Consider the following 14,510-nt stretch of genomic DNA (forward strand, 5'->3'; position numbering starts at 1 on the left):
CTACCGGCTGACACGGGCTTGCAGGTGAGTGCTGAGCAGGCGTACGTCGTTGGTCGTGTTCTGCAGGCTGTTCCAACGGCGCTCCTGGCCGTCTGCGAACGTCCACGTACCGGAGGTCCAGGCCACGTCATCTTTCAGCCCGCGCAGGGTGATACGAACCTTGTCCCAGTTGACCTTGTCGTAGGGGACGTCTGCGGTGAGGCGGTCCATGACGAAGCCCATGGCCTGGATGCCCACACCGTGGGTCAGCCTCGACTCCTTGGGAGGCCTGTTCCACGCATCCTCGAAGAGGTTCGCCACTGGCGTCCAGAAGGACAGTAGGTGCGCCAGCATCCGCTCTTCGTCACCGGTACCGTCCTCCGCGTTCCGGTACTGGTACAAGGCGCCCTCATAGATGCTGTGCTCCAGCATCCTCAATACGCTGTTGTCCTTGATGTTGCCGGCAGGCGATGTGGGACTGCTGATCCTTCCGGAGAAGGGACCGTCCCCCATGTTCAGGTGGACCATGAGCTTTGCGGCGAGTTGACGACGCGCGTACGAGCGCGGCAACTGGCCGGAGGTCTCAGGCAGGAGTTCATAGACGAGGCCCTTGGGCAGCGGCTTGGTCGAGTTGACCAAAATGAACTGCGACCGCTGCTCTTCCTGGGAGGCGATGAATCCCACAGCTGCGACGGGGAACTCCGCGAGATCAGCATCCCTGATCGCAGCACTGCGCTGCTGGCCGTCCACGAGCCAGGCCGGCTTCTCGTCGTCGGCCAGTGACTCATCGACCGGAATAACCAACTCGCCTGGGGTGGAGTAGTCCACCTTACTGCTGCCGCGAACTGCCGGTTCGAAGGTCACTCGCTCATCGAATCCGAGGACCACAGCGTTGGGAAGCATCGCCCCCTCAGACTCAAGGTAACGGCGGATTGACCGGATGTGGCTGAGAACCTCGGGCCGCTGGTAACCCTGCAACTTCTTCTGATCGTCACGGCGGATACGCGAGACGGCGGTGAAGTCGTGCAACCTCTTGCCATCAACCGCGAAGCAGTAGATTTGCTTATCGCCTTGAATAACTCGCAGGGCAGGGAGTCGCAACGTGTATTGGTCGGCCACATCATCTCCTAGGTGGGCAGTTCGTAGACATTAGGCGTTTCAGGCCTTCACGCGAGGTCGAGTTCACTCATCTTCGCTTCGAGGACGGTCATGTTGTGAAAACCGCGGCGCTTGTTCCGTTCCGTACCGCGGAAGATCACGATCTCGATGCCCAGGTCTTTACAGAGGAGGCAGGAGCAGCGCTTCCAAGGCCGGTCAGTCAAGGTCTCCTTGTAGTTCTTGTGGTACTTGTCCCACTTCTTTTCGTCGACGAGGGTCAGATAGGTCCCCAATGCTGCCATGGCCTCGGCTAGGTCCAACTGCTCTTTGCCGTATGCGCGAAGGGCCTGCAGGCAGTCCCGCTCGGCCTTGATGGCGGCCGACTGAGAGACCGCACCTGCCAGGATCTGCTTCTTGAGCGTCGGGTTCCCGTCTACTTGGGGAACCCGGACAGCCGTGTAGGGGCGCTCGGCGGTGTGGTAGTTGTTGCGCTCGTCCATGAAGGCTTGCCGAAACGCGGACGTACTGTCGAAGCTCGACACTCCTCGCTTCGAGAACTCCTCCATGCTGCCGATGCGCGTGATCCCCAGAAGATGCAACTCTGTACCGTCGTGCCGAACTTCGTCGATCTTGTCAAGGCAGGCAATGATCTCGTGCGACTTGAGGGGAACCATGCCGCCCAGCGCGATGCGCTTGTACCCCATGTCCTGAAGCTGGGCCACGCTGTCGGCATAGCTGTCCGGGCTCCACCCCTGAGCGGCCCCGAGAGGCTTGACCTTGCTCTTACGGGCCTCGATGCCGGCGAGGAAGTCCTCAGCAAGCTTGAGAGAGATGCGACGGCGCTCCACCCAGGCTGGGTCAGCATCGGACTCGGTCGCTTCCGGCTGGTAGCCGAAGATCACGTGGTCGATGCTGACACCCTCGTCGAACTGGCACCCCTCATAAAAGTCGAGGACTTCTTCAATCGAATACGGAGGGATCTTCTCGTCAATATAGTTGAACGCGCCGCAATCGCCGAGACTGTCCATCCCTTCGGGCAGCCTGAAGAACTCTCGCACACCGAGGCGATAGAGGCGTTCCCTTTGAGGGGTGTTGTACTTTCCAGTACCCTTTACGGAGCCGTCAACGATGGCCTTGCTGACCAGTATCCCCTTGTAGGGGATGGGGGTGACGACTTGGTGCGCGTAGCGGTCATCGCGCTGCCGGACGCGGAACGGGGGGTATTCATCGTTGAGGAAGTCATAGCTCGGGCTGACTTGGTCCTGGCTATCCGGGAAATAGAACTTCACGACGCGCTTGTCCTCGACTGAAAGTAGATGCGAATCAAAAGGTTCGAGAGGGTGCTGATATGCCGCGGCGTGTTCTGGAGTTCATCCCACGGGGTGTTGAGTTCAGGCCAGCGGCCCTTGGTCCATCGGCAGTGGGGAGCGATGAGCGCCAGTTCAGCCTTGGCCCTCTCGTATGCCTCTGGTGAACCTGGCTCCGCGACGGCCAGCACTCGATCCATGATCCGATCCATAAGGCGCCCCATCGACCGGATGCCCACGCCGTGCATGAGGCGGCTCTTGGTCGGCGACACACCCCAAGCGTCCGGGAAGGTGTCCCGCACCGCACTCCAGTAGGTGACGAGAATGCTACGGATCGTGACTGTATCAATTGTGCCGTTAGAGAGGTTTTTGTACGGGAACAGGGCGCCTGACGGCTTCAGTGACTCCTCAACAGCCGAGATCAGGCTGTTGTCCTTAACTACGGCATTGGAACGCTTCTCCGAGGTGGTTGACGCCTGTTTGATCAACCCCTTGAAGGGCGAGTCAGCGTCCTGGTTCAGAGCGTTCACCAAGACGGAAGGGAGTTTCTTCGCAGACAGCTTCGTCGGGAGTTTGGTGTGCACCTCGGGGAGGAGTTCGGTCACCAAGTTGCCAGGCAGGGGCGACACGGTATTGACGCGCAGGAACTGATCTCGCTGCACCTCGATGTCCTCGGCCACGAAGCCGGCTACCGTAACGGGCAGCTTGGATCTCCGGGTACGCGCGAGTGCGAGACTGCGCTGCTGCCCGTCCACAATGAGAGCGGGCCTGGGGGCGGTTGGCGGATCTGGCAGAGGAATCTCCAGCGTCCCGATCGTTGAGAGCCCATCGGTGCTGTTCGGCCCGCGGCTACCCCTGAACCGCACAGAGGACGGGAGGGCAAGGATCAGACCGTTGGGGAACAGCACATCCTCGCTGTCGAGGTACTCCAAGATCTGCTTTACATGCTGCTTCTTTTCCGGCCGCTGGTACCCGAAAAGCTTGCCCGCCTCGTCCCGCGAGATCCGCGCCACGTCAGCCACACGGTCGATCTCTCCGGCTTCGAGTGCAAACACGTACAGCGGGATGGCCGGATTCTGCTCGATCCGCAGTGCTCTGCGTTTGATGACGTCCACTGTCACGGCTCTCCCATGGTCCTTTTGTGTAGATTCGCGAACCTGCTCTGTTCACAGGCTCGACCGCCATCGCGCAAGATCCGCAGGAGGCGGGTGCGTGAGATACCCGGCACTTTCGCTGTCTCCCGTTTGATAAAGACGATGACGTCTTCATCCGACATGGGCTCTCGGTTGTACCGCTGAGGCTTCGTGGTGGCCGCTGCCCACTGATTCCACGAGTTCCGTGTGGCCTGCGACATGAGCGTGCCGTCCTGGGCGCGCTCGAGCCACGAAGCAGCCATGCGCACATTCAGGCTCGTCAACGTGCCCCCCAGCGCGTGACGCAGCCCAGCGTCAGCAGGGACTCGGTGGATGCCAGTGATCTCGCGCACTCCGCCGATCAGTAGCGCCTCGCCCCCAAGGGCTCCGAGGGCCAGAAGTTCCTCCTCCATGGCGCTCGCATAAACCTCGGAGAGCACCATGAGTACCGGCCCGTGCTTGCCGAGCTCCTGGAGCGTGGCGCGCCCGATGCCGCCTTGAAGGTGACTCCACCACTGGGCGTTCTCGTTTGCGGAGGCACCCACGGAGTCGGCATGGCGGGTACTGAACGTTGCCGCATAGGCGGGCGCTGTCTGCGTCTTCGGGTGCACTGGTTGCAGGCCCAACCCAGCCGAAGCGACCCACAGCTGAGTCTTGAAGCCCGCAGCAGTGGCCGCTGTCGCCAGCCGGCGAGCCTGAGTCCAGTGATCACCGCGGTAGAGGTCCGTGAGTGCAGGGAGATTGGCTCCGCCACGTGCGGTCGCGGTCTGGATGCGCTTCTGCCAGTTAGCGGAGCGTTCCTTCACGCTGCCCTTCGGCAGGGACCGCGCGCACAGAGCTGCGTCCGGCGTATCGGCCTTGCGGTCAGTGCACGTAACCACCAGTGATAGTTGCCTCACGCAGCCCGACTCCTGACGCCATAACTCGTACTTGATCGTGGTTACTCTACCTGCCAGTTATCACGCTAGGGTGCATGCGTACACAACGAGCTAACTAGGGAGTAAGGCATGGGACGTCCTGCGATCGTTTTGCTGAGTGGTGGTCTGGACTCGACCACGGTTCTGGCCATCGCGAAGGATCAGGGCTACACGCCGTACGCCCTCAGCTTCCGGTATGGCCAGCGTCACAGTGTGGAGCTTGAGGCTGCGAAGCGCGTGGCCGAGGCCCAGGGCGTCGCCCGGCACGTCATTGCTGACATTGACCTGCGGGTTTTCGGCGGCTCCGCGCTGACCTCTGACATTGAGGTGCCCAAGCACGATTCCCTGGACCACACCGATGAGGGCGGCGTGCCGATCACCTACGTTCCGGCGCGCAACACGATCTTCCTCTCGTTCGCTCTGGCGTACGCCGAAACTGTCAACGCCAGTGACATCTTCACCGGTGTAACTGCGGTCGACTACAGCGGTTACCCGGACTGCCGCCCCGAGTACATGGATGCCTACGAGCGCATGGCCAACCTGGCGACCCGCGCCGGCGTCGAGGGCACGCAGAAGCTCAAGCTCCACTCGCCGCTCATCGACATGTCGAAGGCGGACATCGTGCGCGAGGGCCTGCGCCTGGGCGTGGATTACTCCATCACCTCTAGCTGCTACGACCCCGACGAGCAGGGGCGTGCCTGCGGGCGCTGCGAGACCTGCCTGCTGCGCCTGAAGGGCTTCACCGAGGCAGGCGCGACCGATCCCGTGCAATACCAGGACGCGTGAGAATGACCTATCTGGTCAAGGAAATCTTCTACACCCTCCAAGGTGAAGGGAGCCATGCAGGCCGCCCAGCGGTCTTCTGCCGCTTCTCACGGTGCAATCTGTGGACGGGGCTTGAGAAGGATCGCCACCGCGCGATCTGCCAGTTCTGCGACACCGACTTCGTAGGTACCGATGGCGAAGGTGGTGGCCGGTTCGCCACTCCCGAAGACCTGGCTCAAGCCGTTGAAAACGCTTGGCCCTCGGAGGCCCCCGACCACCGCTTCGTCGTGTGCACGGGAGGAGAGCCACTCCTTCAACTCGACGAAGCGGCCATCGAAGCACTGCACGCCAGGGGCTTCGAAGTCGCCGTCGAGACGAACGGCACGCGTGTGCCGCCGTCGGGCATCGACTGGCTGTGCGTCAGCCCCAAGATCGGCTCCGAACTCGTAGTCACCAACGGAGACGAGTTGAAGCTGGTCTACCCACAACTCGGCGGTGACCCTGCCCAGTTCGAGGACCTGGACTTCCGCTTCTTCCGTCTCCAGCCGATGGACGGCCCCGACGTAGAAGCCAACACCCATGCAGTAGTCGATTACTGCATGAAGAACCCGCGCTGGATCCTTTCTCTCCAGACGCACAAATATCTGGGAATTCAGTAATGGAAATCTTTCGCGAGTTCACATTCGAAGCGGCACACCGTCTGCCCAACGTCCCGGAAGGCCACAAGTGCTCCCGGCTTCACGGGCACTCCTACAAGGTCATCGTTCACGTCGAGGGCCCGGTTGATCCCGATGCGGGCTGGGTCATGGACTTCGGAGACGTCAAGCGCGCCTTCCGGCCACTCGAAGAGCAACTCGACCACTACTACCTCAACGAGATTGACGGCCTGGAGAACCCGACCAGCGAGGTCCTGGCACGTTGGATCTGGGAGCGGCTCCAGCCCAACTTGCCGGGGCTCACTGCTCTGACGGTTCGGGAAACATGCACGTCTGGCTGCACTTACCGGGGCGAGTGAGCATGCACGACATCCAGAACGAGATCGACTCGCGCGGAATCGAACTCGACAGGGTCGGTATCGACGGCCTCCGCTACCCCGTGAGCTTCGAGGACGGCTACCTCCGTCAGGAAGGCATCGCGGACTGCGAGGTGACTGTGCGGCTCCAGCACGACCGGCGTGGCACACACATGAGCCGCATGGTTGCCCTCGTGCACGAGCACCTGCAGAGGTTCGATCCTCGGCAGTTTCCCAGGATCCTTAAGACCGGAGCGGACCTTCTGGATGCTCCCGCCATCACCTTGGCGGTGGCCATGCCCATCAGTACGACCGTGGTCGCCCCGGCGAGTGGCCGTGAATCAAAGCAGGTACACGACGTGCGCCTCGAAGGCCATTGGGACAACGGCGACGTGACGGTGAAGACAGCCGTCACCGCGGAGGTGACAAGCCTCTGCCCTTGCTCGAAGGCCATCTCCGACTATGGTGCACACAATCAGCGAAGCCAGATCACGCTCACGGTGACCGGCCAGGGTGACACCCCATACCCTCTGCCGGTCCAGAGCGCCGTGCGATTGCTGTCGTCGTCCGCTTCGGCGCCGGTAGTGCCGCTGGTCAAGCGCGCCGACGAACGTATCCTCACTATGCAGGCGTACGACCACCCGGTATTCGTCGAGGACATGGCCCGCACAGTCAGTGCCTCCTGCCGGGATCGGGGCCTTCGTCACGCAGTGAGCATCCGCAACCTGGAGAGCATCCACAGCCACGACGCCATCGCCTACGTCGCTGGATAGCCGACAGGCCCCCGGGAGATCGAGCCGCTTGGCCCTCTGGCCCATCCTCCGTGCATCGCACGGAGGATGGGCCAGACTCTTGCTCGCCTGCGGCTACGACCTGCTCATGGGCCCGGCGTCAGCTTGCCTTCCGTAGACTCGACCCTGGCGCGGGGCCGTCTGGGAGCAAGCACTCTTGAGGAACCGCTGCCTGCCCGCACCGTCAACTGTGCTCGGCTATTGCCGAGATGGCCGCCCGATCTATCCCGTGATCGGGGCGACGCTACGAATGATGAGGCCTCGGTCAGCCTCAGCCAGAAGCGCCTAAACACGCTGATGGCCAGAGAGAAGGACCAGGGTGGTCGGGCCGCGGTCCGGAATCTGGTCGACAATTTGGGCTTCTCGAGCGCCTCGGCACTGGAGCAGTTCATCACTGGTGCCCGCCAGGCAGAGCAGGAGCGTCTCACGGAGACGCAGCGGCGTGAGCAGGCGCTCGCCGAGCGAGAAGAGGCTGCCGCGCGGCGGGGAGGAGCCGAGTCCGCGCTCCTCCCTGCCGCCTCTTTGACCAGGAACTGCGTGAACATCGACGTACTGCGCTGGCTTCAATCCCAGCTCGGCCCCGACATCGACGCCGAAGACCTCGCTGCCCGGTATAAGAGGCTGCACGCCGCGAAAGCCGTCGCCCTTGAAGTCCTGCACGCGCGGGTCAACGCGCTCGTCGCCGAACCGCTGAGGGTGACCGTCAACGGCGTCGCCACCATCGACAACTCCGCCAACGTTGCAGCCCTGGAGCGTCGGATCGCCCACCCCAGGCTGCTGGAGAAGACACCGGTGCTGGAGGTGACGGGCCCGTGATCGCCAAGCCCCGCTTACGCAGCACCCTCTGGCCGCAGGTTCGCGGTATCTGCTTCGACCTGGGCGGCACCTTGGTGCGTACGGAAGCCGAGCAAGACGACCGGGCAGGTCGCCCAAGTGCTGGGCATCTCGCTGGAGCAGGCCCGCGCGGTAATGGAACAAGGGGCGAAGCGCCGCCGGATGACCTCCGAGGAACTCGCCCGGGACCTGGCCGCGGCCTTCGGCCGCCCTGGGCTCGTCGGCCCGCTCGTACACGTGCTGGAACGAGCCAGGCAACGGGCCGCCGAACCGCAACTGTTCCCCGACACTGCGCCAGCCCTGACCGCGCTGCGGCAGTGGGGCTTCGCGCTGTTCTCCCTGACCAACAGCCTCGGCTCCTCTGTCCCGACCGAGACCCCGGCAGCCTTCCGGGACCTGCTGGACCGGGTGATCTATTCGGCCGAGACCGGCGCGGTCAAACCCGAGCGCGAAGCCTTCCCCGCCGTCGAACATGTCAGCGGCCTGGCCCCCGGCCAGTTGCTGCACGTAGGGGATTCACTGCGGGCGGATGTCGCCGGCGCCGCTGCGGCGGGCTGGCATACCGCCTGGCTGGACCGCCGTATGGCCGGCGGTCCGCTGATGAGCTCAGCTCGCACCTTTCGCCTCCACACGCTCTCCACCCTGCCCCTGCTGCTGCCCGCCGGGCCCGCACCGGCCCCGTCGATGAACTCGGAGGCGTGCTGATGGACCCGACCGCCAAGCACTGCCACGCTTCGCCCGCCGACGACCCGCTCGTGAGCTCGGTGCCGTTGTTCGATCCGGCATGGCTGCCGCTACGCAACTGGTGCGCCGGCAGCCGCGAGGACGCGGTCACCGGCCTGGTCGCCTTCCCCGACTTCCACAGTCACATTCCCCGAGCCCTCGCCGCCGCGCTGACCGGCGGGGGAATGGTGGGACTGGCGATTGGGGACGCCGACGGTCTCAAGGGCCACGTCGAGAAGGCGAACGCGACCGAGCCGGGCTGCTACGGGCACCTGGCCGGGAACAAGGTGATGGCCCGCCTCGGCGCCGTCACCCGTACGTGGTTCCACCAGCAGCCCTGGGGGGCCGGATGCGTGGCCACCTTCGGCGGCGACGAAGTCATCATCGTGGCCGCCCTGGACGACGCGTCCACCTTCCACCGGGCCATCGCCGAGCTGCGAGACCAGCTCGCCCACGAGCTGCCGGTACGCGTCTCCCTCGCGCTGACCCTCGCCTCCGCCGAACACCTCCCCGCCGGACGCGGCCCCGGCAGCTGGAAGCACGCCTTCACCGACCGCCTGCTGGCGGCCGTCGACCGCTGCCTGTTCACGCACAAGACCGCCCGCCGTACCGGCAGGGGCGAAGGTGGCATCATCGCCGTCACCCAGCCCCCGCCGCCCGGCCACGCGACCCCGGCCGAGGACCAACGAGTCCTTCTGCCGCTGCCAACTGGTGTCGAGACGCTGCACGTTCTGGCTCGCCCCGTTGGTGCCGGGGCACGCGGCATGCTGTTGCTGCCGTGCACCGGGCCGGTCGGCCTGCGTGCCAAGCGACTACGGGTGACCTTCCCGGATGGCACGGCCCATACCGCCGTCGCCGTTTCCCTGCACGGTCAGGCCGCCATCCCTTACGAGACCCCCGAGGTCGCCGAGGCTGCCGAGGACGAATGGCCGGGCATCCCGCTCACCCTTCAGCCCATTCGCGACCGGCTCGGCCGCAGCGTCCCCGACGACCTGGCCGCCGCATTGGAACGGGCCGCGCTGGATTGGCCGGTGCTGCCGACCCACGAGCAAGCCCAGATGCTGCACCTGATCAGCGAATCCGCCACGGACGACATCCGTACCGCTCGCATCACCGCCGTCATCGACGCGGTTGCCACCCGCACCCGGAGCTGACCCATGTCCCGGACCACCACCCCGCGCATCGACACCCCGGCGCCGCCCGGGTCGCCATCACCCGACTTCCCCGACTGGAGCCACGCCGCCAAGGCAGTGCCCGACCAGGCCATACCCGAACGAGACAAAGTAGGTGCGCTTCGCAGCGTTGCACATCGTCGTTGAGCGCGCATCCGATTGGGATGATCGCTGTGTGGCTGCCGCGACCGGGGACTTTGACTTCACTCGAGGGCGGCGCGGCCTTGGGAAAGGGCGACTCGATCTCCCCGATCACTCCGCGGAGGGGAAGTCTCTGCGTGAAGCGGCTTCGTCAACTTGGAGGGCTCGCGCCGCTAGGGTCTGTCCGGCGGATCTTTGCAGGCCGTGCTGGCGCAAGGCGGTGGTTCTATGTCATCCACTCGCCGAGGACGCGTCCGAGGGTTCTGCCGTCTCGGGCGCGACGCCAGCCTCCGCCAACTCCGCGCTGTGATTGAGGAGTAGCCCGCAGAACGGGCAGCAGAACGACTCGATACTTCCCACCCCCTCGTTCCGGTCGTCGTGGGGGCAGGTGTCCCACTCTTGCTCGCAGGAACAGCCCCTGGGCTCCAGGTCACCGTAGACGTTGCCGCTGTAGCCGCAAGCCGGGCAGTTATGCCACCAGCGGCGTGTGCCGGATTTCGCCAATACGTCTTCCAGTAGACGTCCTGAAGTGCTGACTTCAGCCAGGATCGGCGCGATAGACAAGGCAGGGAAGTTGTTGTGAACCCGACGGATGGCGGAGCCCACGCTCGATGCGAGTAGAACCTTGACCATCACTGCGGTCCGCGCCCGCTGCTCGATCTCGGAAGGGCTGGGCGGAGCTTCGAGCGGGAAGGTGTAGGGGACTATGTCGTAGGCGACGAGAAGCTCTCTCGCAGCGTCCCGTATGCGGTCCCCAGCGGAGTCGAGGGCGGTGAGCAGGGCGGCGATCAAGGCGGGCTACAGTTTCCTGGACGTCGGGCGTGCCGCGCCTCAGCCCACCATGAGCTGACCGACTGAGCCCTCCGGGCGGCTGTGGTGAGCTCGCGGACGACCATCTGGGCCTGGCGAAGCGCTAGCTGCTCGGTCGCTCTTTCGATGGCTGGCCGGTCGCTCTGGCCCTTCTGGCTCGGCAGATCGGCGACCTTGTCCAGGTTCGTGAAGACGGACTGGTACTCGCCCCAGAAGGTGGAGGAGTCGAGGCACAGTTCGGCACATACGGCTTCGATGACCTGGAGACCCAGTTTGACGACCTCGGCTGCAGACCCTTCGCTGTGGTGCGCGTAATGAGCAACACCGTTGCGTGATAAGGCGACCGGATGAAAGCCGCGCTCGTCGAGGGGCATACGTCCGCCCATGAAGACCGTCGCGTCCCTGAACGCTTCCGTGATGCCGATGGTTCGAGCCTCGGCCAGCGGCTTGACCCCTGGCGCGCTTCCGAATCCGAGGCTATGGAAGCGGTGGCCCGGTCGCCCTTCTCTGAGATGAGAAGCGGGTCGTGGCGGCACAAGAGAGCCTTGAGAATGTGTTCGCACCCGATGCCGCAATGCAGCACCGCGAAGGCTCGGTTTCCCGCGCGCCACGAATCCAAGCTTGCCCGGGCGAGCTGGCCCGCCATCTCGCCGAACCTCTCCTCGTTCACTTCTAGCCTCTCCCCACGCCTGACCCTGACCTCCGCCCCGCCCGCCCCAGTGCTGGACGGAGGCGCTTGGAGTAACAGAACCACGACTTCCGTGAGGTCGTGGGGCATTAAGCGTCACTCCCACGACCCCGTCACCACACCAGCGATCCACGTACAGCTCCGCCCGTGACCCACCGGACAAGCCCTAGATGCCGAGGTCTGCACGGCGAGCATCTCGCAGAGGCCATCGCGTGTCATGCGCCAATCCTGCCGGGCCATCGCCCAACTGCCCCCTTGAAGAATCAGTCACAACGGCTTCGCCGCTGCTTGGCAGTCAGTTTGCGGTGTTCTGGTGGCGCTTGGGGGCCTCATGTCTCGCCGTCATCCGAGCTGATGGTGGGTAGGTTACGGCTCGCGAGTATGCGACGGCCAAGGCCCGGCACGTCGTTCAAGGCAGGGTCAAGCGCCGTCACATCCTCCTGGAACGTGCTCAGCCTTTGCGGTGTAGTGCACACGTTGAGGAGAAGGCCGGTGAAGTCTTTCCAGGCCAGCTCCCCGGAATGGCGGCTGATGGCCTCGGCCCGCCTCAGGTATTCGTCCGTGCGCCGATTTAAGGCCCGAGTTGCCTCAACGTGCAGTGCGTCCGGATCTTCGAGCCCTGCCCTCCGGGCCAAAGCCAGCGCAGGGGAGGCTTCTGCGAGAAGCGCCAGCACGTCGCGGACCGCGCAGATCACTCGATACTCGACCTGTTCCATTCTCTGGACCCGGTCTTGGAGTGAGGGCCAGCGAGGGCGGCGGAGAAATGGGCTCTCGCCGTCGCCTTCTGCCTCTCGGACGGCTTTACTCAAATGGGCGAAGACCTGTTTGCCGTACTCGTCAGCGAGTTCCGGCAGCGACTTGCTGACTGCCTCCACGATGGCGTCGGCGCCGAAGTTCTCGAAGCCGAGCACCGTGGCCACGGCGAAAGTCGCGAGACCGTCGGCGTCGGCAAGGTTGTCGGGCGCTGTCGTGCCCGGCGAGTGCCTTCTTTGCTTCGCCTGGCGGTACAGCTTGGGGAAATAGCGGTGAGCCGACTCCAGGGCGGCGTCCATCGCCTTGTCGGGGCAGTTGCCTGCGGACTGGGCCGCCTTCTCGATGGCGGCAAGTGGAGTCGTCCCGGGCCATATACCAGGCCAGAGCCCGTCGAACCGCACGTTCGGGTAACAGTACTGACGGGGCCGCAAGGACCTGATCGAACCGAGGGTGCGTGGTGAACACGTGGAGTACCGCCTGCTCCAGGGGCCTCTTCTTGGTGGTGGCCAAAGCCAGAGCCTCAGCGACCGCGAACGTCTCGGGGAGGAGCTCCGAGGTGGACCCAGACCCACGCCCCAGGCCGTGCTGTTTCTTCCAGGGGAGCGCACCGAACTCCCGCCATCGGCGGATCTTCGCCCAGCTCACTGATAGCCCGTGCGCCGCAAGCTGCTCACGCAGTCGCCGCTCGGCGGCACTGGGCTCTTGCCACACCACGGGGTCAGTCTAGTTAGAACCCCGCGATTCACAGGGGGCCTCACTGTGGGACGTGTTGGCCTACTGAGCCCTACGGCATACGCCTGCCGCACGTTGTGCGCACGGCAACCAGGTCAGAGGGGAAGATCAAATGACAAGCCGTTTCCGCAAGGGGTCTCGACACATGCTTAGGGCCGCGGGGTTCGCCATGATCCGAGGTGCTGCGTACGCAGTTGGCAGCGCCGTCGTGACTGGGGGGATCTGGTGGTTCCAGTCCCGGTAGTTCGCGCCGACTCATGCGCTCTCCGCAGCGAGGCGCGAGGTGTGGCCAACCACGACGTGTACTGGCCTGAGAGCCTGCTTGGCGCAGGATGGCGACGATCCGGTCGACTTGCGCCTGTGACAGAGGAGGCGCGCCTTCGGCCTTGGCGGCTCCCGCCTTCTGGAGGTCCTCGAGTACGACCGGAGAGGCCGGGTGGCGCGGCCATCGTGTTCGCGAGGCGCTCTGATTGTCGGCGTGCTCTGCGCTCACGGTCGTGCGTGCCGAGCGTCGAATTGATCGCGGTACGTCGCTGCTGTTCTCGGCTGTGTCGCCTGCTGCAGCTGATGAACCCAACAGTTGCCTCCTTCCGACCAGGTCCGTCTGCCACGGGTGCATCGGCGCCTCGCGCTGCCACCGGCGGTACTTGCGCGGATGCTGCTGTTCCTGGGCGCGAACCAGGCCATTGCGGGACAGCACACGGTGGACCGTGGCCCGCGACGGCGCCGACTCCAGCCCGCGGCCGGACAGCTCGTGGGAGATCCGGCGGGCACCCCACCGGGGATGCCGGCGGCGCAGCTTGCAGATCTCGGCCTGGGCCTCGGCGGACAGGCGCGTGGGACTGTTCCGCGGCCGACGGGAGCGATCCAGCAGAACCGGGCATGCCCTCCTGCTCGAACCGCCGCCGCCAGCTGTGCAGGGTCTGGCGCGAGGTGCCGTACCGGGCCGCGACCTCACCGATCGGAGACCCGCCGAGCACTTCGCGGACAGCCCGGTAGCGGTACTCGGCCAACTGCTGTATATCCACGACTCCGACGGAAGCACCGCTGCCGCACCGGCAGTTGGGGGATAGCGGACGTTCAGCCGAACGTGTCAACCATGTCCAGAGCACAAACGGTTAAGCATCTACTGAGACCTCACACCGACAGCCTCCTTCCTCAAGTACGAGCCGCTCTCGACTCGTCAGCCGAACGCGTCGGTTTCGCTCAGGACGACTGGTCTTCGCCTGCCCGCAGCAGCGCTGCCATGCCCACCCATGACCGACGAAGCCGGTGTCGAGCGCGGAAGCTCGGCTCGGACCCCGGGTCGATCGCAACGTCGGATTTCAGGGGAGGTGGCGATCTCAAGTGCCGCGCGTGTTGAGGTGCTGCGTTGGCGGTAGGAAAACTTAGCCAGATATGCTCTCCACGCCCGGAAACTATGCGCATTTTGTCTATCTGATGCGAGGATCACTGCTCAGAACGCCATCGTCCTCGAAACCCTGCAGAACTACCGTGCAGCGGGACCACGTCTCAGTACGTGCTGCGGTCGCTGATCCGGAAGTAAGCACTGCCGTAAGCCGGCCGCGGCGCCGGCGCACGCAGGTTCATGGCGGGCCGCACTCCCACTCATCGGGTGGGGGTGCGGCCCGTCCGCTTGCTGCCGGGGGGATTCG

14 protein-coding genes and 1 pseudogene are annotated in these 14,510 nt (G+C 64.7%); 7 read left to right on the plus strand and 8 right to left on the minus strand.

The annotated features are described in order from the left end of the window. From dbpB (AC5677_RS29605) to AC5677_RS29620, 4 genes are read right to left on the minus strand one after another with little or no spacing between them, the layout of a single operon-like run. A complete protein-coding gene (gene dbpB / locus AC5677_RS29605) occupies positions 1-1,098 on the minus strand; it encodes a DGQHR domain-containing protein DpdB (RefSeq protein WP_497190944.1) in 1,098 nt (365 codons plus the stop codon). Between the two features lie 47 nt (positions 1,099-1,145). Then, a complete protein-coding gene (gene dpdA, locus AC5677_RS29610) occupies positions 1,146-2,366 on the minus strand; it encodes a tRNA-guanine transglycosylase DpdA (RefSeq protein ID WP_497190945.1) in 1,221 nt (406 codons plus the stop codon). After that, positions 2,363-3,505 carry a DGQHR domain-containing protein DpdB gene (gene dbpB, locus AC5677_RS29615; RefSeq protein ID WP_497190946.1) on the minus strand — a complete coding sequence of 381 codons (1,143 nt, stop codon included), beginning with the start codon at positions 3,503-3,505 and terminating at the stop codon, positions 2,363-2,365. The genes dpdA and dbpB (AC5677_RS29615) overlap by 4 nt, the downstream gene beginning before the upstream one ends. Next, on the minus strand, positions 3,502-4,323 hold the full coding sequence (locus AC5677_RS29620) for a hypothetical protein (RefSeq protein ID WP_497190947.1): 822 nt from the start codon (positions 4,321-4,323) through the stop codon (positions 3,502-3,504). The genes dbpB (AC5677_RS29615) and AC5677_RS29620 overlap by 4 nt, the downstream gene beginning before the upstream one ends. A 201-nt stretch (positions 4,324-4,524) precedes the next feature. Here AC5677_RS29620 and queC point away from each other — a divergent pair, with 201 nt between their 5' ends. The 7 genes from queC (at position 4,525) to AC5677_RS29655 (ending at position 9,713) form a co-directional block, all read left to right on the plus strand. Beyond that, positions 4,525-5,220 carry a 7-cyano-7-deazaguanine synthase QueC gene (gene queC, locus AC5677_RS29625; RefSeq protein ID WP_497190948.1) on the plus strand — a complete coding sequence of 232 codons (696 nt, stop codon included), beginning with the start codon at positions 4,525-4,527 and terminating at the stop codon, positions 5,218-5,220. 2 nt (positions 5,221-5,222) lie between these two features. Next, complete coding sequence (queE, locus tag AC5677_RS29630) at positions 5,223-5,858, plus strand: 7-carboxy-7-deazaguanine synthase (RefSeq protein WP_497190949.1); 636 nt, start codon at positions 5,223-5,225, stop codon at positions 5,856-5,858. Beyond that, positions 5,858-6,214 carry a 6-carboxytetrahydropterin synthase QueD gene (queD, locus tag AC5677_RS29635; RefSeq protein ID WP_497190950.1) on the plus strand — a complete coding sequence of 119 codons (357 nt, stop codon included), beginning with the start codon at positions 5,858-5,860 and terminating at the stop codon, positions 6,212-6,214. Before queE ends, queD begins: the two co-directional genes overlap by 1 nt. A gap of 2 nt (positions 6,215-6,216) precedes the next feature. Beyond that, entirely contained in the window at positions 6,217-6,984 is a 768-nt protein-coding gene (locus AC5677_RS29640) for a GTP cyclohydrolase I FolE2 (RefSeq protein ID WP_497190951.1), read from the plus strand. Between the two features lie 315 nt (positions 6,985-7,299). Then, positions 7,300-7,818 (plus strand): hypothetical protein, encoded by a 519-nt coding sequence (locus AC5677_RS29645; protein WP_497190952.1) that lies wholly within the window; start codon positions 7,300-7,302, stop codon positions 7,816-7,818. A 117-nt stretch (positions 7,819-7,935) separates the two neighbouring features. Then, positions 7,936-8,541, plus strand: coding sequence for an HAD family hydrolase (locus tag AC5677_RS29650; RefSeq protein ID WP_497190953.1), 606 nt, complete (start codon positions 7,936-7,938; stop codon positions 8,539-8,541). Next, positions 8,541-9,713, plus strand: a complete 1,173-nt coding sequence (locus AC5677_RS29655) for a nucleotidyl cyclase domain-containing protein (protein WP_497196800.1) — start codon at positions 8,541-8,543, stop codon at positions 9,711-9,713. Before AC5677_RS29650 ends, AC5677_RS29655 begins: the two co-directional genes overlap by 1 nt. 390 nt (positions 9,714-10,103) lie before the next feature. Here AC5677_RS29655 and AC5677_RS29660 read toward each other — a convergent pair whose 3' ends face one another. From AC5677_RS29660 to AC5677_RS29675, 4 genes and pseudogenes are all read right to left on the minus strand, one after another. Next, on the minus strand, positions 10,104-10,664 hold the full coding sequence (locus AC5677_RS29660; protein WP_497190954.1) for a hypothetical protein: 561 nt from the start codon (positions 10,662-10,664) through the stop codon (positions 10,104-10,106). Beyond that, positions 10,661-11,056: a hypothetical protein gene (locus AC5677_RS29665; protein ID WP_497190955.1), complete on the minus strand. Its 396-nt coding sequence runs from the start codon at positions 11,054-11,056 to the stop codon at positions 10,661-10,663. Before AC5677_RS29665 ends, AC5677_RS29660 begins: the two co-directional genes overlap by 4 nt. A 643-nt stretch (positions 11,057-11,699) precedes the next feature. Then, a complete protein-coding gene (locus AC5677_RS29670) occupies positions 11,700-12,524 on the minus strand; it encodes a hypothetical protein (RefSeq protein ID WP_497190956.1) in 825 nt (274 codons plus the stop codon). 920 nt (positions 12,525-13,444) lie between these two features. After that, positions 13,445-13,883: pseudogene (locus AC5677_RS29675) on the minus strand (helix-turn-helix domain-containing protein); the annotation flags it as partial. Positions 13,884-14,510: the final 627 nt, after the last annotated feature.

The organism is Streptomyces sp. JLSY215, from assembly GCF_059682825.1.